The sequence below is a fragment of the Olleya sp. NP1-10 genome (assembly GCF_055804415.1).
This window is the reverse complement of record NZ_CM147840.1, coordinates 2,219,635-2,245,221: the sequence shown is the minus strand read 5'-3', so window position 1 is coordinate 2,245,221 and position 25,587 is coordinate 2,219,635. Positions and strand designations below refer to the sequence as shown.

The 25,587-nt window shown below is 30.7% G+C and carries 24 protein-coding genes and 2 pseudogenes; 10 read left to right on the top strand and 16 right to left on the bottom strand.

Going from position 1 to position 25,587, the window contains the following annotated elements:
* The gene (locus AC0L4B_RS10505) at positions 1–642 is read right to left on the bottom strand and encodes a protein-L-isoaspartate(D-aspartate) O-methyltransferase (RefSeq protein ID WP_473436859.1); all 642 of its coding nucleotides are present in this window, start codon (positions 640–642) and stop codon (positions 1–3) included.
* 160 nt (positions 643–802) lie between these two features.
* Between AC0L4B_RS10505 and AC0L4B_RS10500 the strand changes: the two genes are divergently transcribed.
* The 9 genes from AC0L4B_RS10500 (at position 803) to miaA (ending at position 9,202) form a co-directional block, all read left to right on the top strand.
* Positions 803–1,762, top strand: a complete 960-nt coding sequence (locus AC0L4B_RS10500) for a Gfo/Idh/MocA family protein (RefSeq protein ID WP_473436858.1) — start codon at positions 803–805, stop codon at positions 1,760–1,762.
* Positions 1,763–1,765: 3 nt separating this feature from the next.
* Positions 1,766–2,434, top strand: coding sequence for a hypothetical protein (locus tag AC0L4B_RS10495; protein WP_473436857.1), 669 nt, complete (start codon positions 1,766–1,768; stop codon positions 2,432–2,434).
* A gap of 17 nt (positions 2,435–2,451) precedes the next feature.
* The gene (locus tag AC0L4B_RS10490) at positions 2,452–3,339 is read left to right on the top strand and encodes a 3-hydroxyacyl-CoA dehydrogenase family protein (protein WP_473436856.1); all 888 of its coding nucleotides are present in this window, start codon (positions 2,452–2,454) and stop codon (positions 3,337–3,339) included.
* A 72-nt stretch (positions 3,340–3,411) separates the two neighbouring features.
* Entirely contained in the window at positions 3,412–4,650 is a 1,239-nt protein-coding gene (locus AC0L4B_RS10485; RefSeq protein ID WP_473436855.1) for a DUF1015 domain-containing protein, read from the top strand.
* An 11-nt stretch (positions 4,651–4,661) separates the two neighbouring features.
* Entirely contained in the window at positions 4,662–5,291 is a 630-nt protein-coding gene (locus AC0L4B_RS10480; RefSeq protein WP_473436854.1) for a hypothetical protein, read from the top strand.
* Between the two features lies 1 nt (position 5,292).
* On the top strand, positions 5,293–5,961 hold the full coding sequence (locus AC0L4B_RS10475; RefSeq protein WP_473436853.1) for a YggS family pyridoxal phosphate-dependent enzyme: 669 nt from the start codon (positions 5,293–5,295) through the stop codon (positions 5,959–5,961).
* Between the two features lie 12 nt (positions 5,962–5,973).
* A complete protein-coding gene (locus AC0L4B_RS10470) occupies positions 5,974–7,344 on the top strand; it encodes an exonuclease domain-containing protein (protein WP_473439432.1) in 1,371 nt (456 codons plus the stop codon).
* Between the two features lie 31 nt (positions 7,345–7,375).
* Positions 7,376–8,236 carry an ion transporter gene (locus tag AC0L4B_RS10465; RefSeq protein ID WP_473436852.1) on the top strand — a complete coding sequence of 287 codons (861 nt, stop codon included), beginning with the start codon at positions 7,376–7,378 and terminating at the stop codon, positions 8,234–8,236.
* A gap of 21 nt (positions 8,237–8,257) precedes the next feature.
* A complete protein-coding gene (gene miaA, locus AC0L4B_RS10460) occupies positions 8,258–9,202 on the top strand; it encodes a tRNA (adenosine(37)-N6)-dimethylallyltransferase MiaA (protein ID WP_473436851.1) in 945 nt (314 codons plus the stop codon).
* Between the two features lie 15 nt (positions 9,203–9,217).
* Here the strand turns inward: miaA and AC0L4B_RS10455 are convergent, their stop codons facing one another.
* The 15 genes and pseudogenes from AC0L4B_RS10455 to AC0L4B_RS10385 all read right to left on the bottom strand — a co-directional run bounded on the left by AC0L4B_RS10455 (position 9,218) and on the right by AC0L4B_RS10385 (position 24,755).
* Positions 9,218–9,928 (bottom strand): response regulator transcription factor, encoded by a 711-nt coding sequence (locus tag AC0L4B_RS10455; protein WP_028291416.1) that lies wholly within the window; start codon positions 9,926–9,928, stop codon positions 9,218–9,220.
* 4 nt (positions 9,929–9,932) lie between these two features.
* Positions 9,933–11,509: pseudogene (locus AC0L4B_RS10450) on the bottom strand (sensor histidine kinase).
* A 70-nt stretch (positions 11,510–11,579) separates the two neighbouring features.
* Positions 11,580–12,179 carry a dephospho-CoA kinase gene (coaE, locus tag AC0L4B_RS10445; protein WP_473436850.1) on the bottom strand — a complete coding sequence of 200 codons (600 nt, stop codon included), beginning with the start codon at positions 12,177–12,179 and terminating at the stop codon, positions 11,580–11,582.
* A complete protein-coding gene (locus AC0L4B_RS10440; RefSeq protein WP_473436849.1) occupies positions 12,176–12,739 on the bottom strand; it encodes a CdaR family protein in 564 nt (187 codons plus the stop codon). The genes coaE and AC0L4B_RS10440 overlap by 4 nt, the downstream gene beginning before the upstream one ends.
* Positions 12,740–12,759: 20 nt before the next feature.
* Entirely contained in the window at positions 12,760–13,137 is a 378-nt protein-coding gene (locus AC0L4B_RS10435; protein WP_473436848.1) for a hypothetical protein, read from the bottom strand.
* A complete protein-coding gene (locus tag AC0L4B_RS10430; protein WP_473436847.1) occupies positions 13,138–14,142 on the bottom strand; it encodes a glycosyltransferase family 2 protein in 1,005 nt (334 codons plus the stop codon).
* A 73-nt stretch (positions 14,143–14,215) separates the two neighbouring features.
* Positions 14,216–17,098 (bottom strand): fibronectin type III domain-containing protein, encoded by a 2,883-nt coding sequence (locus AC0L4B_RS10425; protein ID WP_473436846.1) that lies wholly within the window; start codon positions 17,096–17,098, stop codon positions 14,216–14,218.
* 255 nt (positions 17,099–17,353) lie between these two features.
* The gene (locus AC0L4B_RS10420) at positions 17,354–18,178 is read right to left on the bottom strand and encodes an enoyl-ACP reductase FabI (RefSeq protein ID WP_028291410.1); all 825 of its coding nucleotides are present in this window, start codon (positions 18,176–18,178) and stop codon (positions 17,354–17,356) included.
* 97 nt (positions 18,179–18,275) lie between these two features.
* On the bottom strand, positions 18,276–19,928 hold the full coding sequence (recN, locus tag AC0L4B_RS10415) for a DNA repair protein RecN (RefSeq protein ID WP_473436845.1): 1,653 nt from the start codon (positions 19,926–19,928) through the stop codon (positions 18,276–18,278).
* Positions 19,929–20,005: 77 nt separating this feature from the next.
* Positions 20,006–20,893: a type IX secretion system protein PorD gene (gene porD / locus AC0L4B_RS10410; protein ID WP_473436844.1), complete on the bottom strand. Its 888-nt coding sequence runs from the start codon at positions 20,891–20,893 to the stop codon at positions 20,006–20,008.
* A complete protein-coding gene (gene coaBC, locus AC0L4B_RS10405; RefSeq protein ID WP_473436843.1) occupies positions 20,886–22,097 on the bottom strand; it encodes a bifunctional phosphopantothenoylcysteine decarboxylase/phosphopantothenate--cysteine ligase CoaBC in 1,212 nt (403 codons plus the stop codon). Before coaBC ends, porD begins: the two co-directional genes overlap by 8 nt.
* Positions 22,098–22,101: 4 nt before the next feature.
* Positions 22,102–22,437 carry a DNA-directed RNA polymerase subunit omega gene (locus AC0L4B_RS10400; protein WP_473439431.1) on the bottom strand — a complete coding sequence of 112 codons (336 nt, stop codon included), beginning with the start codon at positions 22,435–22,437 and terminating at the stop codon, positions 22,102–22,104.
* Position 22,438: 1 nt separating this feature from the next.
* Positions 22,439–23,239, bottom strand: a complete 801-nt coding sequence (locus AC0L4B_RS10395) for an outer membrane protein assembly factor BamD (protein WP_473436842.1) — start codon at positions 23,237–23,239, stop codon at positions 22,439–22,441.
* A 108-nt stretch (positions 23,240–23,347) separates the two neighbouring features.
* A pseudogene (gene dapA, locus AC0L4B_RS10390) lies at positions 23,348–24,234 on the bottom strand (4-hydroxy-tetrahydrodipicolinate synthase).
* Positions 24,234–24,755, bottom strand: a complete 522-nt coding sequence (locus tag AC0L4B_RS10385) for a DUF6913 domain-containing protein (RefSeq protein WP_473436841.1) — start codon at positions 24,753–24,755, stop codon at positions 24,234–24,236. The pseudogene dapA and the gene AC0L4B_RS10385 overlap by 1 nt, the downstream one beginning before the upstream one ends.
* A gap of 72 nt (positions 24,756–24,827) precedes the next feature.
* Between AC0L4B_RS10385 and AC0L4B_RS10380 the strand changes: the two genes are divergently transcribed.
* Positions 24,828–25,586 (top strand): 5'-nucleotidase C-terminal domain-containing protein, encoded by a 759-nt coding sequence (locus tag AC0L4B_RS10380; RefSeq protein WP_473436840.1) that lies wholly within the window; start codon positions 24,828–24,830, stop codon positions 25,584–25,586.
* The last annotated feature ends 1 nt before the right edge of the window (position 25,587 follow it).

Genomic DNA, 25,587 nt, shown 5'->3' with positions numbered 1-25,587 from the left:
CTAATTCTTATCCTCTAGAAGTGGTACAAATCTAAACTCACCAAATTCTGTTTTTTCAAAATCGGTTTGACCTGTTCTTACAAACAGAGTCATGATTTGCACATCGTCTCCTACAGGAATTACCAAACGACCTCCAATAGCTAACTGTGCTAATAAAGCATTGGGTACAAAAGGGGCTCCAGCAGTAACTATTATACTTTTAAAAGGGGCTTCTTCACGCATACCTTTATAACCATCACCAAAAATTAAACTTTTAGGTCTGTAACCTAACTTAGGTAAAAAACGACTGGTAATTTTAAACAATTCTTGTTGTCTTTCAATACTATAAACTCTAGCTCCAAGTTCACATAATACAGCTGTTTGATAGCCACTACCTGTACCAATTTCTAGAACTTTATCACCACGTTCAACTTGCATCAATTCGGTTTGAAAAGCAACAGTATAAGGTTGTGATATCGTTTGGTCTGCTGCAATAGGAAACGCTTTGTCTTGATACGCATGATCTAAAAAGCTAGAATCCATAAATAAGTGTCTTGGTATCTTGCCAATAGCAGATAAAACAGCACTATTAGTTATGCCTTTGTTTTTCAAAACAGCAACAAGTTGCTGACGTAAGCCTTTATGTTTAAAAGTATCTTTCAATGGTAGCAGTTAGTTTAGAGCATAAAATTACTTCAAAAATTTAAAGCTGAAAAGGATTTTCTTTCAATTTATAATTTTGTTTCACTTGGATTATATAATTAGTAATTTCATATAAAATACTGTTCAAAAAAACTTATTTTTGTTGAAAACGTAATAACTTATGCTTAAAGCTGGTGTATTAGGTGCTGGTCACCTTGGAAAAATTCATCTTAGATTATTAAACCAATCTGAAAAATTTGATTTAGTAGGATTTTATGACGCTAATCCTGATAATGCTAAACAGGTTGAGGCCGAGTTTGGTTATAAATACTTTGATACTATTGAAGCATTAATTGAAGCTGTAGATGTGGTGGACATTGTCACTCCTACTCTATCGCACTACAATTGTGCTAAACAAGCCATATCTAAAGGCAAACATATTTTTGTCGAAAAACCTATTACCAATACTGTACAAGAAGCCGAAGCTTTAAGAGCTTTAGTTGCCGAATATGGTGTGAAAGGTCAGGTTGGTCATGTCGAGCGTTTTAATCCTGCATTTACTGCAGTTAAAGACCAATTAGACAGTCCAATGTTTATTGAAGCACATCGTCTAGCCGAGTTTAATCCTCGTGGTACTGATGTACCTGTGGTGTTAGACTTAATGATTCATGACATTGACGTTATTTTAAGTGTTGTGCAATCTAAAGTGAAAAATGTATCTGCAAGCGGAGTTTCAGTCATCAGTGACACACCTGATATTGCAAATGCTCGTATCGAGTTTGTAAATGGTTGTGTGGCTAATTTAACTGCCAGCAGAATATCACTAAAAAACATGCGTAAAACTCGTTTTTTTCAACGTGATGCCTATATTTCTGTAGACTTCTTAGAGAAAAAATGTGAGGTTGTAAAAATGAAAGATGCTCCAGAAAATCCTGGCGATTTTGATATGGTTTTACAAAATGCTGAAGGGGTTAAAAAACAAATCTATTTTGATAATCCTGACGTGTCTGCTAACAATGCTATTTTAGACGAGCTAGAAACCTTTGCTGATGCTATAAATAACAACACAACACCAATAGTAACATTACATGATGGTACTGAAGCCTTACGTGTAGCAACCATGATTATTGATCAGTTTTAGTATATGAAGTACGTTATATTCTTTTTGCTGTTAAGTGTATTAGCATCCTGTAAAAAGGATACTAAACAAAAGGAAATAACAGCAAGTAATTATACATTATCTGTACAAAAAGCGTCTATTAACCATGATGATTTTACCAATAAAATATCGGCAGAACCATTTAGTATAAACGCTGAAAACATTAAATTTAACGAGCTTGTTAGTACCATTTTTAAAGACGAAACGATAACGGTTCACTTTCAAAATCAAGATTTATATGACCTACCACTTCAAGTGTCTTTAACAGTAGATAATAACACTAAAGCGGTTCAAAAAGAAGTTTTGGACCAAATAGTTAATCAATTATCGCTTAAAAGTAGTTTAAAAAATCAAGATTTTTTTGAGCTTACTATATCAGACTCGACTAAGTTGTACAAACATTATGCAAATAATAAACAAACCAGAATCTATAAATCAAAAGATTCTATATCGCTACAACACGTCTCGTTAGTCAAATTTTCAAAACTAATAAAAGAAAGATTTGACATCAATTGTTACAGTACAAATAACAGAGCTGTAATAAATTATGATACAAAAATTAAAGACTTAGCAACTTTTAAAGCTAATTTAAAAGAACAATTAGGTTTAACATTTATAAAACAACAACAACTCACTTACATTATTAGTGATTAAATAAAACAGTATATAAAATGAAAAATATAGCAGTTATAGGTGCAGGAACAATGGGTAATGGTATTGCTCATACATTTGCACAATCAGGATTTAAAGTACAATTAATCGATATTAGCGAAGCTTCATTAAAAAAAGGAATGGATACCATAGCTAAAAACTTAGATCGTATGGTTGCTAAGCAAAAAATTACTGAAGCTGATAAAAATACTACACTTGATAACATAACGACTTTTACTAGTATTGAATCTGGAGTTAAAGAGGTCAATTTAGTAGTTGAAGCTGCTACCGAAAATATTGATCTAAAATTAAAAATATTTAAACAATTAGATGAAGCTTGTAGTCAAGACACTATTTTAGCAACTAATACTTCTTCTATTTCAATCACACAAATTGGAGCTGCAACTTCAAGACCTGAAAAAGTGATAGGTATGCATTTTATGAATCCTGTACCAATCATGAAATTAGTAGAGATTATTCGTGGTTATAACACTAGTGATGAGGTAACTAAAACCATCATGGAACTGTCTAAAACGTTAGGTAAAACACCAACTGAAGTTAATGATTACCCTGGTTTTGTGGCTAACCGTATTTTAATGCCAATGATTAATGAGTCTATTGAAACGTTATACAATGGTGTTGCTGGAGTCTCAGAAATTGATACAGTCATGAAGTTAGGTATGGCACATCCAATGGGTCCATTACAATTAGCAGATTTTATTGGTTTAGACGTTTGTTTATCAATATTAAACGTTATGTACGACGGATTTAAAAACCCTAAATATGCACCTTGCCCACTGTTAGTAAATATGGTTCAAGCAGGAAAACTAGGTGTGAAATCTGGCGAAGGTTTTTATGATTATTCTGAAAGCAGAAAAGCAGAACACGTTTCTAAACAGTTTATATAACACTTAAAAAAAGGCATAAGACACATACTAACTTATGCCTTTTTTGATACTATTCTTTTGTATATTTTAAACATGACTAAAATTTTACCATTCAAAGCTGTAAGACCAACTAGAGACAAAGTAAGTTTAGTGGCTTCAAGATCGTATCAAAGCTATACACAACCAGAAAGAGAAGCACGTTTGGACCATAATCCGTTTTCATTTTTGCATATTGTAAATCCTGGTTATAAATACGATAAAGAAATCTCTGGTGAAGCACGCTATAATTTAGTAAAAAACAGATATTTAGAATTTAAAGAAGATGGTGTATTTATTCAAGATAAAAAACCCTGTTTTTACATTTATAAGATAGTTGACAGAGATCATCAGGTATTTAACGGTATTGTTGCAGCAGCAAGTGTAGAGGATTATAACAATAATATTATTAAAAAACATGAGGACACTATCGCTTCTCGCGAAACAGTTTTTAAAGACTATCTAAAAACTGTAGGCTTTAACGCAGAACCTGTATTATTAACCTATCCTGATAATAACACCTTAGAAAATATAATTACAGAAAAACAAAAAGAACGAGCAGAATTTGAGTTTACTACAACTTATAGAGACACTCATTATTTATGGTTAATAGATAAAGAAGAAGATATCAAGGCTATAGCCGAAACATTTGATAAAACCAACACACTTTACATCGCAGATGGACATCACAGGTCATCATCATCACAGTTATTATGTGAAGCATTAAAAAATGAGAATAAAAATCATACAGGAGAAGAAAGTTATAACTTTTTTATGAGTTATTTAATCTCTGAATCTGAATTACGCATTCATGAATTTAATCGTTTGGTAAAAGACTTAAACGGATTAACTAAAGAGGAGTTTTTGATACAACTTGATACCATGTATCGTATCGAAAACAGAGGCATCACTCCTTATCAACCATCAAAAGCACATCATTTTAGTATGTATTTGGATGGCGAATTTTACTCGTTGTATTTAAGAAAAACTAATTATCAATTTAACACCTCTCTAGATCAATTGGATGCACAATTATTGTATAAAACTATACTTAAACCAATCCTTGGTATCACAGATTTACGTAACGATGATCGCATACATTACCTTAGCGGAAAAAAGGATATAGTAAACTTAAAAAGTAAAGTGGACAGTAAAGCATATACTGTTGGTTTTGGTATGATTCCTGCAACTATTCAGCAAATGAAACAAATTGCAGACGACGGACTTACAATGCCTCCAAAAAGTACTTACATAGAACCAAAAATTAGAAGTGGTGTCACTATTTATGAGTTTTAAAACTAAAAAAAATGAAGCAAGTAATCACCATATGTACCTTATTAGCATCTATTCTACTATATTCTCAAGAATTTGAAGGTACTGTTACCTATAAAATGAATTATACTATTAAAAGTACTGAATTAGATGTGCAAGAACTCAAACAATTAATGGGTACAGATGTAAAAACACACTTTAAAGATGGTTTTTATTTAGAAGAAACCAACTCAGACTTTATGAGTTATCAATTATATAGTCCTAAAGACACACTAATTTATTTTAAAGACAACATAAAATCTGATATTATAAAATATTACAGAACAAATATTAAAACTAACGATGATTTTTCTTACAAAATTAAAAAGAAAACAGACACCATTTTAGGTTATGTATGTGACAAACTAATAGTTAAAGATAAATATGGAAGTAAAACTTATTATTACTCTAACGAGTTGGCTTTAGATCCAGATGATTATAAATATTGTTTGGTCTCAAATAAAAACAAAATTGTTAACCTAATGAAGGCTATTTACCTTAGGTTAGAAATGACATTACCAGCATTTACAGTTAATATTATGGCTACAGAAATAGAAAAGAAAAAACTAAAAAAATCTTTATTTAAACTACCTAAAAATCATGTTTTAATTGATGGCAACCTTTAAAATGAGCATAACAAAAAACCTAAATACTATAAAACAAACTATTCCAGAACATGTGACGTTGGTTGCGGTCTCAAAAACAAAACCTGTAAGTGATTTAATGGAAGCCTATGATGCTGGACAACGCATTTTTGGAGAAAATAAAATCCAAGAGATGGCAGACAAATATCAAGAGATGCCAAAAGACATTAAATGGCATATGATAGGTCACGTACAAACAAATAAAGTCAAGTATATGGCTAAGTTTGTAGATTTAATTCATGGTGTAGACAGCCTTAAACTTTTAAAAGAAATTAATAAACAAGCTAAAAAATACGATAGAAGCATTAATTGCTTATTACAAATTAAAATAGCTTCAGAAGATTCTAAATTTGGAATGACACAAAAAGAGGCTTTAGCACTACTTGAATCAGATCAATTTTCAGAATTAACAAATATTAAACTAACAGGTGTCATGGGAATGGCTACTTTTACTGATAATCAAGAGCAAATTAAAAAAGAGTTTAATACATTAAAAACAGCTTTTAACAATCTTAAAACTATACAAACCAATAACTGCCAACTAAAAACTATTAGCATGGGAATGAGTGGTGATTATCTATTAGCAATAGATTGTGGAAGTACAATGGTTCGCGTTGGAAGTAGTATATTTGGGAAAAGAAATTATAATTAAAATCAACTTTTTATTTACACAATAGTAGACATAGAAACCACAGGTGGTAAATTTAATGAAGAAGGCATTACAGAAATTGCTATCTATAAATATGATGGTCATGAGGTCGTAGATCAATTTATAAGCCTTGTTAATCCTGAACGTGACATACAACCCTTTGTCGTTAATCTTACAGGTATTAACAGTAAAATGTTACGTAATGCTCCAAAGTTTTATGAGGTAGCAAAACGTATTGTAGAAATTACCGAAGACACCATTTTGGTAGCCCATAATGCACAATTTGATTATCGTATTTTAAAAACAGAATTTAAACGTCTAGGTTTTAAATACGAACGTCAAACTTTATGCACTGTAGAGTTGTCTAAAGATTTAATTCCTGATATGCCAAGTTACAGTTTAGGTAAATTAGTTAGGTCTTTAGGTATACCTGTAACAGACAGACATCGTGCATCTGGTGATGCTTTAGCTACTGTTAAGCTATTCAAATTATTACTTAACAAAGACACAAAAAAAACGATTATAAAGGATTCGATTAGAAAAGAACCTAAACGTCAAATGGAACCTCGTTTGATAGACATAATAGATGGTTTACCTTCTAAAACTGGTGTGTATTACATGCACAAATCTGATGGAGATATCATTTACATTGGTAAAAGTAAAAATATAAAAAACAGGGTAAACCAACATTTTATTGGTCATACTCCTAAATCTAAAAAAATACAAGCTCAGGTTACTAATGTAACTTATGAAGCTACAGGAAGTGAGCTTGTTGCGCTTTTAAAAGAAAGTGAAGAGATTAAACTAAACAAACCAATCTTAAACAGAGCCTTACGTAAAAGCAAATTTACACATGCTTTATACAGTTTTACAGATCATAATGGTTACATCAATTTAACCATTGATAAAGCTGATGGACGTAAACCGCATATTACTACATTTAATACACGACAAAGTGGTCGTCATTTTCTAGAAAAAATGGTCGAACAATTTAATTTATGTCAAAAATTAAGTGGTTTATATAAAACAAATACAAGTTGTTTTCAATATGAAGTAAAGAATTGCGAAGGTGCTTGCATACAAAAAGAATCTCCTGAAGACTACAACAAACGTGTACAACAGCTTATTGACAAATACAGTTATAAAAACAAAAACATGATAATTGTGGATCAAGGTCGTGAGGTAAACGAGCGAAGTGTAATTTTAATCCAAAACGGAATATTTAAAGGCTTTGGTTTTTATAATTTAAATCATCAAATTAATAATCCAGAAATATTAGAATCTATTATCACACCAATGGAAAATAATAGAGACCAACAGCATATAATACAAAGTTATATGCGTAAAAATAAGCGCTTAAAAATTATCGAATTAAATAGCCAATAATTTATTACGCTAATTGTAGTATTTTTGCACCATGAATACAGCTAATCAAACTAAGACCTGGAAAGAAAAACTTCATGAAATTATTTATGAAGCAGACACTCCTGCTGGTAAATTATTTGATGTTGTATTACTTGTACTAATATTTGCAAGTATTGTTCTAGTAATGCTTGAAAGTGTTAGAAATATAGATGCTAAATACCACAATGTACTTTATATTGGAGAATGGATAATCACTATTTTTTTTAGCATAGAATATATTTTACGGATTATAACTGTAAAAAAACCCTTTAAATATATTTTTAGTTTTTATGGTATTTTAGATTTATTATCCACAATACCAATGTATATCTCATTTATTTTTGTTGGCTCTCATGCATTAGTAACTTTAAGAGCTTTAAGACTATTACGTGTTTTCAGAATTTTAAAATTAGCTAGATATTTAGGTGCCTATAATCAATTAAGGGATTCTATTGTTGCTAGTCGTGTAAAAATATTTGTCTTTTTATTTGCTGTATTAGTATCCTCTGTCATTTTTGGAACCATTATGTATCTTGTAGAAGGCGAAGAAAATGGCTTTACTAACATCCCTAAAAGTGTCTATTGGTGTATTGTAACCCTTACAACTGTTGGTTTTGGAGACATTGCACCACAAACTGCTTTAGGGCAATTTATAACAACAATAATCATGATTTTAGGATATGGTATTATAGCAGTTCCTACCGGAATTGTATCTGCTGAATATTCTAGAAACTTGAAAAAATCTGATGATGAAAAGTTAAAAACTACAGAACCAAAAATTAATCTAAACACACAACGTTGTTCTAATTGTCATGAAAACAACCATGATGATGATGCTTATTTTTGTAAAGTCTGCGGAAACAACTTACATTAAATCTATCTAAGACCTTTTAAAGTGAAACACACTAACAAGTATTTAATATCTATTGTTGGACCAACTGCTATTGGTAAAACTGCACTTAGCATTAAATTAGCCAATTATTTTAATACTGAAATAGTTTCAGCAGATTCAAGACAGTTTTTTAAAGAAATGAGTATTGGTACTGCTGCTCCTACAAATCAAGAACTAGCTGCTGCTAAACATCATTTTATACACAACAGATCAATTACTGAAGATTACAATGTTGGAACTTTTGAAAAAGAAGCTATAAGCTGTATACAAAATCTTCATCAAACAAACGATATTGTAATTATGGTAGGCGGTTCTGGTTTGTATGTTGATGCAGTTACAAAAGGATTGGATTATTTTCCTGAAGTAGATAAAACTATAAGAACAGAATTAAATACTCAATTAGAAACCGAAGGACTTGAAATACTTCAACTAAAATTAAAAACCTTAGACCCAATAGCCTATAATACCATAGCTATAGACAATCCACAACGCGTAATTAGAGCTTTAGAAATCTGTATTGGTAGTGGACAACCTTATTCCTCTTTTTTAAATAAAGATAAAAACAAACGACCATTTACAACCATAACCATAGGTCTAGAGGCAGATAGAGAAATTATTTACAACCGCATAAATGAACGTGTGGATATTATGATTGATAATGGTTTATTAGATGAAGTAAAAGCATTACTACCTTACAAAAACCTAAATAGCTTAAATACGGTTGGATATAAAGAAGTGTTTAAATATTTAGAAAACACATGGACTTTAGACTTTGCTATTTCTGAAATAAAGAAAAATTCTCGTCGTTTTGCTAAAAGACAACTAACTTGGTTTAGAAAAAAACAAGAGACATTATGGTTTGACTACCTTACACCTATTGAAACTATTTCTTCTAAAATAGAAACTATTATAAACAAAAAAATCCAGCTGAATAGCTGGATTTTTTAATATAATATACCTTGTTTAAGCATCTTGATTTACGACTAATCTAAAACCTTCACCATGGATGTTTAAAATTTCTACATTTGGATCTAATTTTAAATACTTTCTAAGCTTAGCAATATAAACGTCCATACTTCTAGATGTAAAGTAATTATCATCTCTCCATATTTTTGTTAACGCTAACTCACGAGGCATTAAATCGTTTTCATGTAATGCTAACATACGTAATAATTCGTTTTCTTTAGGAGATAATTTAACTTGCTCTCCTCCATTGTAAGTTAAAAATCTAAGTTTTGAGTTTAAATCAAAACCACCAATTTTAAATTCAAATTGTTTGCTATCTGCAACAGTATCGTTAGCTTTACGTTGCATGATTGCTTTTATTTTCATTAGTAAGACTTCACTATCAAATGGCTTATTTAAATAGTCGTCGGCACCAACTTTATAACCTTTTAGCACATCTTCCTTCATCGCTTTTGCTGTTAAAAATACGATTGGAATATCTGCGTTTTTCTCTCTAATTTCTTTAGCTAAAGTAAATCCATCTTTATATGGCATCATGACATCTAAGATACATAGATCAAAATCACCACGTTTAAATTTTTCAAAGCCTTCCATACCATTTTTAGCATGAGTTACTTCGTAATCATTCATTGATAAATAATCTTTTAAAACGGTTCCAAAATTTGGATCGTCTTCGACTAATAATATTCTCTTTAATTGTTCTTCCATAATGTTACGAGATTAACGGAAGCTTTATTGTAAAAGTACTTCCTTTTTCTTTTTCACTTTCTACTGATATATGACCATGATGGTCTTCTACGATTCTTTTAACGTAAGCTAAGCCTAAACCATGACCCTTTACGTTGTGTATATTCCCTGTGTGTTCTCTATAAAATTTTTCAAAAACACGTTTTTGAGCGGTTTTACTCATACCACTTCCGTGGTCTTTAATATGTACTAAAATATTGTTTCCTGCTAACTCAGTTGTAACAATAATTTTTGGTGCTTCTGGAGAATACTTGATGGCATTATCCAAAACATTAACTAAAACATTGGTAAAATGGGTTTCGTTAGCTAATACAGAAGACTTTTCAGCATTGATGTTAGTCTCAATGTGACCTCCTCTATCTTCTACTATTAGCTCCACATGAGTTATAGCGTCTTCTACTAAGTCGTTAAGCTCTAGTGGTTCCTTACTAATATTTAGTTCATTTTTTTCAAGTTTAGATATTCTTAATACATTTTCTACTTGAGCATGCATACGTTTGTTTTCATCTTTAATCATTCCTAAATAGCGCAAGACCTTTTCTTTATCGTCTATTATTTTAGGATTTTTAATCGAGTCTAACGCCAAATTTATTGTAGCTATTGGTGTTTTAAACTCATGAGTCATGTTATTTATAAAATCTGTTTTAATCTGTGAGATTTGACGTTGTCTGATTAATTGATATAATGCACTTGAATAAGCTATTATAATAATTAAAGTGAAAATTATTGACAATGTTAACATGGTTAACACAGATGATAATATAAATTTATTACGTTCCGGAAAATTTACTAGAAGCCTATAGTTGCTATTATCGTTTTTGTTGTAAAAAAAGGAACACTAAAAGTGGAGGCTTTGTTTTGCGGAAGCTCAAAGTTTTCGGTTTTAACTTTTGTTGCTAAATCATTGCTATATATGGCAAACTCATAATCAATATTAATGTCATCCTCTATCAGTTTTAATGCTAAAAGTCTATCAACTTTTTCAACTGTAACACGCTTATGTATTGGTTTTAAGTAGGCTTTGTCTTTGTAAACTGACTCAAAAGCAAGGTGAGTTGTTTCATTAACTTTACTTAATTTAGAAAGCATTGTCGATAGGTTTTTACTACCATCAATCGAGTTGTTTTCTATTGTTTCAGTTTCACGCTTTTGCAAAATTCTTCGGACGTTTAAACTATCTAAACCTATGTCAAAGAGCGATGACGATACCTTAAAGTTTTCTTCTAAAATACCGTTTCTGTAAATAATAGTTTCGTTGGTTTCTGGACTATCTTCTTTTAAATAAATATTTATTATTGCTGTAGTATCATTAACGTTAATGTTACCTGTACTTAATAAATCATTAAATTTTTGTAGGTAGTCTTCTTTTTCCTCATTCTCAACTGTTTGAGAAACATAGCTTAAAGCTTTTTTAACATTAAAGTTAAATTGCTTTTCAGTATTCTCTAGAGAATTATTGATATAATAAGCTTGCACTAAAATAATACCAATTAGAGAGCAGCTCATTAAAATGACCAATACAAGAAAAATCCTTTTATTCATCAGCCAAAATTAAGATTTTAACATTAACAAAACCTTGCTTTTAACCTTACATTAACAAAAACGTTAATTTTTAAGGATTTGTTATTCTTTTTAAGATTTTTTTGTGGACTTTTCCTACCTCAAGCTTTGTAGTTTCTAGGCTTGTGTTATTAATTACAAAATCTGATAATTCGATTTTTTGATTATCCGACCATTGATTATTCATAATAGCTTCAACTTTTTCTTTAATAGAGTTATCCCGTTTTAACACACGTTTTAATCTCACCTCTTTTGGTGCTACTACAGTAATAATGTAGTCATATTTTTTATAGGTTCCGTTTTCAAAAAGTATAGCAGCTTCGCTAATAACGTAAGCAGTGCTTTGCTTTTTTACCCAATTTGCAAAATGCTTTGCTACTTTAGGATGTACTATAGCATTCATTTGTTGCAATAAATCTTGGTTATTAAAAATTTGACTTGCAATAAACGGTCTATTAAGTTTATCATCTATATAGGCTTGTTCTCCAAATAACTTAATTAATTTTCTTTTGATTATTTTAGAACGATTCATCAAAGCTTTAGCTTCAGTATCTGCTATATATATTGGGACGCCTAAAGTTTTAAAAAAATTAGCGACTGTAGTTTTACCACTACCTATACCTCCTGTTAAACCTATAATTTTTGGTGTCATTGTTTTATAATAAACTCAATTTTTTGTTGTAATAATCTTACATTTTTAACACCTTCAGGTTGCTTTACTATTATTGGTGTTAAAAAGGCATCATCAATAGCCTCTTTATAATCACATATAATTTTAAAATCTGTGGCTTTGATATTATTGAAATTCTCTAAACTGGTTGCATAACTAATTGAAATTTGCTTGGGAAAATAGTTTATACGCTTTCCTTTAGGACTATTTAAAATTTCAATTGGAAGTTGGACTACACCTTCTGAAAATTTAGAAACTTTTAAGTTAAAAGCAACTTGCTTAACATTAGTTTTTACTTGATTTCCTAGACTATCTAATTTTAACAACAATGATGTGTTTACATCGGATTTGACATCATTTAAAACTAAAGCTTCAGTATTAATAACTTTTACATTATCAAGTATTGTTTTTGGACCGATCAACTTTACACTATCAGGTGATGCTTTAAAGGTTTCTAATGTGTTATATCCTTCTACAAAATCAATAGTTGTATTTAACTGTATTGGTACAAACTTTATGTTATTTATATCATACTTAAACAATAAGGTATCAGGATTTATACTTATGATTTTTTTTGTTTGTTAAACTGATTATTGATATTTGAAAAACCTCTTGAAACACTCCATATTAAAGAAGAATCTATTTTTACTACATCTGTATTAAAATCTACATCTAACTTTGGTGTATTAATAGCGTATCTAAGCCAGTTAAAACCATAGGTTTCCATTGTGACGTTAAGTTTTAATTGGTCTTTATTTAAAACCACAAAAGTATCGTCTACATTAATTGGATTAACTTCAAACGGAATAGTAGCTGTATAAGATTTAGATAGTTTTGTTAAAATTAATATGGAAAATGATAATACAAAAAATAGTAAAAAAACGTTTAGTTTTCTACTTCTAAACAATCCTGAAATTTTATGTTTAATATTTTGTTTCATTTAATTCTTGAAAAACAAATGTGGAAAAAGTTGTTCTGGAGTTTCTTTTTTTAAAGTTAACATTATTGTTGATTTAAAAAAACCATAACCATAACCTAAAAACTGAATGGATACTGCTATTATGGACTGAACCGCTATAATTAAACTTTTTGTTTTAGCTAAAGCTGAAATAAATATCATTATAAAGTATCCTATTACCATATAAATTGGCCAATAAACATTAAACAGAGTCAATAATAAAGCTATTAAAACACTAAAACAAAACACCGTAGGAAACCAATAAGTAATCTTTTTAGTTTGAGGATGCCATTTATTTAATATTGGTCTTACTGAACCAAATTTATTAACTTGCTTATAAAATTTAGACCAAGAAATGCGTCTTTTATGATACACATAAGCTTCCGGAATTAACTTAGTCCTGTACCCTAAATCCCATAATCTAATGGATAAATCTGGATCTTCTCCTGGATGTATGTTTCCAAAACCATTAGTAGCCTCAAAAGCTTGTTTAGACAATCCCATATTGAAACTTCTTGGCTGAAACTTATCTAAACTTTTTTTACTACCTCTAATTCCGCCTGTTGTTAATATAGATGTCATACTAAAATCAATAGCTTTTTGAAGATTAGTAAATGATTGATGTGCACTATCTGGTCCACCAAAACAATCTACAAAATCTTGTTTTAAACTATTTTCAACTTGAGTTAAATAGTCTTTAGGTAATAAACAATCACTATCTAAAATTATAAAATAATTCCCTTTAGCTTTTTGCATTCCATAATTTCTAGAATCACCTGGACCAGAATTAGATTTAAAATAGTAGGATATATCTAATGTATCGGAATATTTTCTGACTACATCTTTAGCTGTAATAGAAGAACCGTCTTCTACTATTACAATCTCATAATCAACCACTGTATCTAATTTTGAAAAACTTAATAAAAGCTCTTCTATTTCATTAGGACGATTATAAACTGGAATAATAAAAGAAAAATGTAGTTTCATATCACAAATGTAAGTTAATCATATAAAAAAAGCCACCTCTAAAGGTGGCTTTTAATGGTATTAAAAATTAAGGTTAGTTCTTAATAATTTTAATTGTTTCAGTAGCATCATTAATTGTTACTTTAACAAAGTATGCACCTGAATCTAAATTAGCCATATCTACAGTGTTATTAAAACTGTTTGGTGAGTTTCTGTAAACTTCTTGACCTAACATATTATAAACACTAACATTTGAAATCTCTTTTTGAGCTTTTAAGTTTAAACTATTACTTACTGGGTTTGGATAGTAGGTAAATAATGATTCTTTTTCAAAGTCAGTAGTAGATAATAAAGCACTACATGTTACATCTGCTGACCAGCCAGTTTCTTGTACAATACTATCAGAAGTAAATACTATTGTTAAAGCTCCTGAAGCATCTGTAGACGTAAATGAATCTCCTATACTTAAAGGAGTGTCTGAAATATCTCCATCTCCACTTTCTTCACCACAAACTGACTGTGCTAAAACAGGATAAGTTGCATCTGGACCATTATAGATAGTAATGGAATCATAACATCCTCCACCAAAATTATTAACCTCAATATCTACATATGTAAATGTAATAGTTACAGCATTACCTGCCATATCAGGCATAATAGTTGTAGTTTCATTACTACTTGATGAGTATGAACCAGAATTACCTCCTTCATCTAAATAAATACCTGATGTACAATCTGCTGGAACAGCTACATAAGCTGTAGAAAAAGTAAAAGGCCCAGCCCAGTCTGATAACTCTCCACCACCACAATCTGCTTGTACATAGTAAGAGTAATTATTATCACCTACTAAACCTGTAGCCATAAATGGATTTGAAGTTGCCACAGTAGTAGCTGTCATCGTTTGGGTTCCTCCTGCTGTTAAATCTACTATTTCAACATTCCATAAAGTAGCAGAACCATTTTCAGACCATCCTAAATCTGCAGTTGTTTCTGTAATATTTGTAGCAGTTAAAGATGTAGGGGTTGGACAAGTTTCTACAGTTGAAAATGCAAATGGACCTGACCAAGCAGATAAGCCTTGAGAACCACAATCTGCTTGCACATAAAATTCATAATCATTAGTTTCGGTTAATCCCGTAGCTGAATATGGATTTGTAATTCCAATAGCTGTAGCTGTTCCAGTAAAGGTTCCTCCTGCTGTTACATTTACTATTTCAACATTCCAAGAAGTCGCTGAGCCATTTTCTGTCCAACCTAACTCTGCACCAGAATCTGTAATGTTTGTGGCTGTTAATATTGAAGGTTCTAAACAAGCAGGAATTTCTTCTACAATAAAATCATCAAAATAAATATAATACCCATCTAAACCTCCATCTGGTACATGAATAGCAATATATACATTACCTGAATAAGCACTTAAGTCAATAATTTCCTCAGTGTGTGTTGTACTTGATACTGTAGTTAAACCTAATAAATCTGTAGAAAAATCTGCTGGCGCATTTCCTGTAGTTGAAATTACGACTTTATAATCGTTTGGTTCATTTGTACTTCTAGCTCTTACATTATATTTTAATCTTTCTGTTCCAGTTAAAGTGAACTGAGGTAAAATTAAATAATCATCATTATTACCGTTATTAAAATCTGTATATAATCCTACAGACCTACTTCCTCCTACTCCATATAAACCATAACTCTTCCAAAAGTCTGTATCACCATTGTTGTTGTTTTCAGAAAAACAAATTGGTAAATTTGATTCTGTTGTTGTTTCAAAATCTTCCGTCCATGGAAATGTAGAAACTATTTCACAAGCTGTAGAAAAAGAGAATGGTCCAGCCCATTCACTTAAATCTCCACCTGTACAATCTGCTTGCACATAAAACTCATAAGATGTTGAAGGTGATAATCCATTCTTTATAAATGAATTAGCAACACCTGTATCTGTAGCTGTTCCTGTAAAAGTTCCACCTGCTGTTACATCTACTATTTCAACATCCCATAAAGTAGCTGAACCATTTTCAGACCATCCTAAATCTGCAGTTGTTTCTGTAATATTTGTAGCTGTTAAAGTTGTAGGTGTTGGACAAGTTTCTGTAGTTGTAAATGTAAATGGTCCAACCCATTCACTTAAATCTCCACCTGTACAATCTGCTTGCACATAAAACTCATAAGAAGTTGAAGGCATTAATCCACTTTTTATAAACGAATTAGTAACACCAGTATCTGTGGCTACTTCAGTCGCTGGAGTACCTTCTTCTACAACTTCTAAATTATATAATGAGGCTGTTCCTCCTTCAACCCAACTTAGTTCTGCTTGAGTAGGGGTAATAGCTGTTGCATCTAAATTTGATGGAAAAATACAACTAGGTACTGACCAATATATACATGTCACTCCTGAAATATCCATTTCGTTAGAATAAACATAAGCACCATTTGCTCCAACAACTGTAATTCCTGCCGAAACTCCATTGTCATAATCTAAATCACCAAAAACAATATCTTGATAAACAAATGCAATTTCGTTTAAAGTTTCATAAAGTACCACTTGAAAAGTAATACCTCCAGTAGTAAAATTATTATGAGCCTTATCTTGATATTGAATTATTGTTCTTCTATTTGGAGCTGTTCCTAAAGTTTGAACATAAATTTTATCATTTGTTTGTATATCTAAATCATCTGAAAAAGGATAAAATCCTTGAGCAGTAGGTGATGATGTGACTAACACATTACCAGAAGTTGCATCAAATAAAATTCCTCCATTCGTCCCTATTCTTAAATCTGAGGAAGACACGCCATCCATAGTAAAGCTAAATGGTAAAATAAAATTATGCTCAGAATCGTCTGTGACACTAAATTCAGTGTCATATGTTGTACTAATATCTTCAAAAGCTGTGGTACAGGAATCATCAGATTCATATTGTGCTTGAGATTGCCAAATAAACGCAAACATAGCAAAAAGTAGTAAAGTAGTTTTTTTCATATTAAATCTTAGTATAAGTTAGTAATAAATTAATCATCCTTTAAAAGTATTGAAATAATGACAACGACAAAGCTTATAAGTTATCAAATCGACAAAACGCAAAAAAGAAGGGTTAAAATACCGTTATCTAAAAGTTACTTTAATATTAAAAGCTGTAGGATTATACACACGACTAGCAATCAGTAAATTACAAAATATGAGACAAAAAAAGCCTTACAAAACTGTAAGGCTTTTAAATACTTAATATATAAGCTATTACTTATCTTGACCTTCTACAAATGCATTCATAACAGCATCACTAACTCCCATATTACTAAAACCTCCATCGTGAAATAAGTTTTGTAGCGTTACACGTTTGGTTAAGTCACTAAATAATGACACTGTGTAGTTAGCACAATCTAAAGCTGTTGCATTACCTAAAGGCGACATTTTTTCCGCGTAAGCGATAAACCCATCAAAACCTTTGACTCCACTACCTGCAGTAGTTGGCGTTGGTGATTGTGAAATTGTATTTACACGTACTTTTTTGTCTCTTCCAAAAAAGTAACCAAAACTACGAGCTATACTTTCTAAATAGGCTTTATTATCTGCCATATCGTTATAATCAGGAAAGACACGTTGTGCAGCCATATATGTTAAAGCTACGATACTTCCCCATTCATTCATTGCATCTTGTTTGTATAAAGTCTGCATTGTTTTATGAAAAGACATTGCAGATACGTCTGTACCTTTTTGCGTCCAAGCATAATTTTGATCGGTGTAATGCTTTCCTTTTCTAACATTAATTGACATACCAATAGAATGTAATACAAAGTCTATTTTACCTCCTAAAATCTCCATAGATTTTTCAACAAGATTTTGTAAATCTTCTTCACTTGTTGCATCTGCAGGTATAATCTGCGATCCAGTTTTTTCTGCTAAAGCATTTATTTGTCCCATACGCATTGCAACAGGTGCATTGGTTAAAACAAACGTACCTCCTTCTTCATGAACACGTTCGGCAGTTTTCCAAGCAATAGAGTTTTCGTCTAATGCTCCAAATATAATTCCTCTTTTTCCTTTTAATAAATTGTATGACATAACTTATAGTTTATCAGTTAAGTTGTTAGTTTATTTTAATATCTTTCAAAGATAGTATTTAATATGTTTTTATTTCGCTTTCGCGGAAATTAAGCCTCTAATTTAATAATTGTTTGGCATGTGCAATTGCCGAATCTGATAGCTGGCTTCCACCTAACATTTGTGCAAGCTCAACAACACGATCATCATGATTTAACTTAATAAGATTAGTTGTTGTTACCTCATTAACATCTTTTTTGTACACTTTATAATGGGTATTCCCTTTTGCTGCTATTTGAGGTAAATGTGTAATACTAAAAACTTGCATTTTAGTACTCATTTGGGACATAATATCTGCCATTTTATTAGAAATTTCTCCAGATACACCAGTATCAATCTCGTCAAACATAATAGTTGGTAATTTGACGTATTTAGATAAAATAGATTTTATAGCTAACATAATTCTAGACAACTCACCACCTGAAGCAGCTTTTTTAAGAATATTAAATTGCCCACCTTTATTAGCAGAAAATAAGAAGTTTAAATTATCCTTACCGTTATTTAAATATGTTTCAGAAGCTTGCAAACTAATATCAAATTGGGCATTTGGCATGCCTAGTTGACTTAAAATAGCTTCTAATTGTTTTTTTAATTCTGGAATAGCCTTATTACGTTTATCTGTAATTTGTTTAGCTTCAGCATTTAAAATCTTTTCTATTGCAGCAATTTCATTTTCTTTAGCTAAAATATCTTGATCAGCATTTTCTGTAGCTTCTACTTTTTTAGATAAATCATCTCTGATAATAATCAGTTCAGAAACTGTTTTAACTAAATGTTTTTGTAACAAATTATTTAATGTAGTTAGTTTACCACTAACCACTTCTAACCTATTAGGATCTGCATCTAAGTTACCTTCAAATCGTTCTATATCGACTAAAACATCGTCTAGATCAATCAAACTACTTGTTACTCTATCAAGAATACCTTGGTAGCTAGAGGATATTGTTGCTAATTTTTGTAATGCTGTTTTAACTTCTCTTAAAGATGTTAAAATACCTGTTTGTTCTTCATTTAAAAGTGCGTTAGCTTCCTCTAGTTTAAGCTGAATACTTTCTACGTTGCTTAATAATTCATATTCTTCTTCTAAAGTTTCTAACTCATCTTCTTTTAGGTTAGCTACTACTAATTCGTTTAATAAAAACGAATTGTAATCGTGTTCTTTAGTCGCCTCAGCTTGAAACTGCAATAATTGTTTTAATTCCTTTTTTAAAACTTTGTGTTGTTTTAAATAAGTAGCATAAGTCAACAGATTAGTGTCGGTTTTTGCCAAAGCATCAATCACCTGAAATTGAAAAGCATCATTAACTAATCGCATGGTTTCATGCTGAGAGTGTATATCTATTAATTGTTCTCCTAATGCTTGAAGGCTAGATAAATTTACAGGCGAATCGTTTACGAAGGCTCTAGATTTTCCTGATGGTAAAATTTCACGTCTTATTATTGTCTGCGTTTCGTAATCTAAATCTTGATCTTTAAATAACGTTTTAAGTTTATATTTTGAAATATCAAAAGTTGCTTCAATAATACACTTATTTTCTGGGTTACGTAAACTTGACAAATCAGCTCGTTTACCTAAAATTAAAGAAAGACCTCCTAATAATATGGATTTTCCTGCTCCAGTTTCTCCTGTAATAATGGTAAACCCATCGTTAAAGTTAACCTGAAGTTGATCTATTAATGCGTAGTTTTTTATTGTTAATCCTGTAAGCATTCTTAAAGTGAAAAGTTGAAAATTAAAAAGTGAAAAGTCTTGGTTTTTCGCTTTTTAAGAATGAAAATAATTTAAGTCTAAAATTTTATATTTCTCCATTTAGAAGAGTGTATTGGTGCCACTTTATTAAGTGTTTCTATTAAGTCTGCAATATCAACACTTGGACCATCAGAAAAAATTTGTTCTATTTCTTCTGCTTTAGCATCAAAAAACACACGTAATAAATACGAGTTTGGGCGTCTTCTATTCATATCCTTGAAATAAGACAAACTAGATGCTATTTTGTTTTTAGCCTCTTTTTGATTATCACTCATAGCATCCAATCCTAGTCTATGATAATCATATAAAACGGTTCTAAATTCTTTAAAAGTTGGTGATAATAAATTGTCTATTAAAGCAAATCTACTTTGCAAACCATCTGATAACTTCCATCCTGCATAATTTTCTTGTTGAGAAAAGTTAACAATGTTTTGTGCCTGTTCAAAATACTTACTACCGCCTTGTTTTTTGAAGGTTTCTGCATCCATACCTAAAATCATATTAACATGAAAAGCTAAAACAGATATTAAATTAGAGGCATACTGTGTTTTGTTATAAATAAGATTTTGAAACTCGATATACTCAAACGTAAAATTTTTATCGTTAATATTATATACTGGAGTTGTATAACTTGAACCAAAAACGGGTCTTGAAGATTGTATTTGTAATGTTGCTTTGTAGTTATTACCCGAATACTCACTAATATTTATTACAAAATTACAATCTATACGCTCTTGAGGTTTAACCTTTATATCTGTCCATTGTGTATTAGATATAAATTCTTTTAGTTGTTTTTCAAGTGTTTTAAATTGTTGTAAGTTTTCATCACCTGTTTGCTGTGCATTAACTACAACAGTAGCATTTAACTCTTGTGCATTGATTGAAATACTAAAACAAAATAAAAATAAGAATAAAAAATTACGCATTTAGTGTATTTATTATAGTATTAAAAAGGTCTTTAGCAACTTCTGCTTTAGATTTTAACTGGTAAACAGTAGCTTCTTCGTTTTTATTAATTAGAGTTACCTTATTAGTATCAGACTTAAATCCTGCACCTTTATCGTTTAACGAATTTAAAACAATTAAATCTAAATTCTTCTTTTTAAGCTTCAATTTTGCGTGTTCAAGCTCGTTATTAGTTTCTAAAGCAAAGCCTACAAGAAACTGCTTCGTTTTAATTTGACCTAAAGAGGCTAAAATATCTTTTGTTTTTTCTAACTCTAAAGTTAACGTTGAAGTTTTCTTTTTTATTTTTTGAGTCGCTATATTTTTTGATCTGTAGTCTGCAACCGCAGCAGACAAGATAGCAATATCTGAATTTTTAAAATGAAGGTGAACAGCGTCATACATTTGTTGTGCACTTACCACAGGAATAACTTTAATTAAGTTATGATTAACCGTTTGATGCGTTGGACCAGAAATTAAAACAACATTTGCTCCTAAATTAGCTGCTACTTTTGCAATTTCAAACCCCATTTTACCAGAGGAATGATTACCAATAAATCTTACAGGATCTATAGCTTCATAGGTTGGTCCTGCTGTTATTAAAACGGTTTTGCTTTTTAAAGGCAAACCGTTAATGATATCTTTTTCTATAAATGAAACAATATCTTCTGGTTCTGCCATACGACCTTGACCAACAAGTCCACTAGCTAATTCTCCTGAAGTAGCAGGAATCATAACATTACCGTAGCTTTTAAGTGTTTCAAAAGAATGTACTGACGATGGATGAATATACATATCCAAATCCATTGCTGGTGCAAAATACACTTTACATTTTGCCGATAAATAGGTTGCTAATAAAAGATTGTCACAAGTACCATTTGCCATTTTTGACAATGTATTTGCGGTTGCAGGAGCAACCACAAAATAATCTGCCCAAAGTCCTAATTCTACATGGTTATTCCACATAGCATTGTCATCATCATCGTTAGTAAATGTTGAATGAACAGGATTTTTAGATAGTGTAGATAATGTTAACGGAGTAACAAAATCTTTAGAAGCAGGTGTCATAACGACTTTTACGTTGGCACCTGCTTTTATAAATGCTCTGACTAATGGAGCAGTCTTATAAGCAGCAATACCAGCACTGACGCCTAATAGTATGTTTTTGCCACTTAATATAGACATAGTTTTAGTCTTTTTTATCTTGCTCTGTATTTCTGTGGTAGATTTTGTCATCTAACCATTCTTGAACTGCTAGCGCATGAGGTTTAGGTAATTTTTCGTAAAACTTAGAAACTTCAATTTGTTCTTTGTTTTCAAAAATTTCTTCTAAACTATCATTGTAAGTAGCAAACTCTTCAAGCTTTTCAATTAATTCCTTTTTAATTTCAGAATTAATTTGCTCTGCTCTTCTAGAAATAACTGAAATTGCTTCATAAATGTTGTTTGTTGGAGCATCTATTGCATTTCTGTTATAAGTAGTCGTTGATAACGGAGCGTCGATTTTTTTAAATCCATAATATATATTAGCTTTTGGTACTATATTGTTGTAATTGTTCGTTTAAATCTTCAGCCATACTATCTGCTTCTTCCAAAAATTTTAATTCACCTTTGGATTTTTTGTAGCTATTATAATAAGTAATTGCTGTATTTAACCTGTCTTCTTTTTTTGATTCTACACTTTTCATTGCTAACTGATAAGCAGAATCAAATCTGTAAAACAACGCTTTTTCACGCAAGGTTGTTCCTGGAAAATCTGCTATAAAGTTACTAAAAGCACTTATTGATGCTTTAAAGTCTGAAATGTGATTGTATTGTTTTGCAATACTATAAGCTTTAAACTCTAGTCTGTATTCTAAATCTTTTACCAATTCGTTAATTTTTGGCATGTGCTCTGACGTTGGATACAAGTTTGCAAATAATTGTAATTTTTCTAAGGCATGATTTGTATCGTGTTGTTCTTTAGAATAAACAGGTGCTAAATCTGCGTAGCTTATTGCACTTTTATAATAAGCTTCTTCAACTTTTTCACTTTTAGGGTACGAGGATGCAAAACGTTCAAATTTGTAACCTGCTAGGTATTCTTGTCCTGTTTGAAAATAGCAATCTGCATCTAAAAACATTAACTTTTCAGCTTGGGGCTTACCTCTATATGCTGGTAAAATTTGTTCAAATAAACGACTAGCTTTATTGAATTTTCCTTCATTATATAGTTGTTCTCCCATTTTAAACTTAACAGCAACGTCTTCAGACTTTAAAGCCTTTTGATAATCGCTACAAGAAGTAAAAACTAAAAATGTAATTAAGATGTAAAATAAATTCTTCATAAAATTTTAACGAAGCGCAAAAATACGCTATTTAAATGGATTTTAAAAATATAATTTAGTTGCTAAATTAATTGAAGATATCAAGTTTGATATAGGTTTAAGTATAATTTAACTTTTATCAAAATTTGACAGGAACGCCTCAATACTTTTTTGCAACTGATCTGTTGCAGGAACTAATGGTAATCTAACTGTTGTAGCACATAAATTTAATTGGCTTAAAACAGCTTTTACTCCTGCTGGATTGTTTTCGGCAAAAATTAAACTAACAATGTCCATCATTTTAAAATGCAAATCATAAGCTTCTTTTGCTTTACCTTCTAAACCTAGGTTTATCATTGTAGAAAATGCTTTTGGCAGAGCTTGACCTATTACAGATATAACTCCTGCTCCTCCTGCTAAAACAACACCTAAAGCTAAATCGTCATCTCCTGAAATAACTGAAAAATCTTCAGGTTTATCTCTTAATAACTCTAAATATTGTCCCATATTGTTTCCTGCTTCTTTTACAGCCACAACATTTTCAAAATCTTTTGCTAAACGTAATGTTGTTTCTGGAGACATGTTTTTTGCTGTTCGTCCTGGCACATTATATAGTATAACTGGTACTGGACAAGCTTCTGCTACTGCTTTAAAATGCTGGTAAAACCCTTCTTGTGTTGGTTTACTGTAATATGGTGCAACGGATAAAATTCCTGCGAAAGCAGTTAAATCTGTATTTTCGATTTCTTCAACAACTGCTAATGTATTGTTTCCTCCAATACCTAAAACTAAAGGTAAACGTCCTTTATTGTATTTAATTATTGCTGTAACTATCTCTTTTTTTCCTGTTTGGTAACTGTAACACTCTCACCTGTTGTACCACTTATTACTATATAATCTGTACCATTGGTAATGTTGTATTCTACAATGTTTTCTAGCGCTTTGTAATCGACCGTTAAGTCATCATTAAAAGGTGTTACAATTGCTACTCCTGTGCCTAAAAAAGGGTTATTCATTACTTTAATTTATTTAATATGTTTAGGTATTTTATTAATTCGGTTTTAAAAACGGATTTATCATTAATGTTTACATTAATAATTAAATCGTTTAATTCTGGATTAGTGTTATTTAAACCAACTTTTAGGGTTGCATTTGTTGCTGCTGTTGCAACTTGCAATGCTAAATCATTGGTTTGATACAAGTTAATTAACAAATCAAAAGATGTATTTACAAAATCCTTAGCTATTTGTGATTTAAATTGACCATTCCAGCTCAAATCTTTTTTTGCAAAGGTATTTGTAAAGACAGAAATTTCCTCTTTTTTTGGATTAAAATATGATAAAATTTTTAATTGATTTTGATTGACTTTTAGGCTTTGTGCTAAATTATTAATCCACTCTATATCAGCAAATTCATTATTATCTACCAGTACACCAATGCTGTTAATTTTGTTGTCATTAGGCTGTACTACTCTGTTTAGTACAGATTTCTTAACATACTTTTTATTAGATTTGTCTATAAATCTTTTTAAAATCATCTATCTTTATTCCTTTGTTACAAATGTAATGATTGTAACTAAATATTGACTTTAAATTATTCAACTTTAAATATGAATTTAAGACCACTTTTATTTTTGCTTGCTATTTTGTCTTTAGCATCCTGTAAGCAAGAGGCTTTTAGTTTAACTAAAATCGAAGGTAAACAGATCCCAATTACGGACTCTATTGCTATTGATAAAGGCATAGACTCGATAATTAAACCTTTCCGCGAAAGCGTAAACAAAGACATGAATGCTATTTTGTCTTACGCTCCTGAAACTTACAGTAAAAATGATGGCGACTTAAATACTGCTATTGGTAACTTGATGGCTGATGCTGTATTGACGCAAAGCGACCCAATTTTCAACAAACGCACTGGTCACAACATAGATATGGTTTTATTAAATCATGGTGGTATACGATCTATTATATCTAAAGGAAACGTAACGACAAGAACCGCTTTTCAAATCATGCCTTTTGAAAACAGTATTGTTGTGGTTGCTTTAAAAGGACAACAAATTGATAGTTTAACACATTACTTAAGTCAAGCTAAACGAGCACACCCTATTAGTGGATTGCAATTAACTTTAGACAAAAATTATGCGATTACTGAAGCTTTATTAAACAATAAACCTATACAAAACGATAAAACCTATTATGTTGCTACTAACGACTATTTGTATAATGGTGGTGACCGAATGCGATTTTTTAAAACAAATGATAGTCTTTATGTTTTAGATTATAAAATAAGAAACGCTATGATAGACTACTTTAAAAGTGTAGATACTATCAAACCTGTAATTGACAATAGATTTATCCAAACTAAATAAC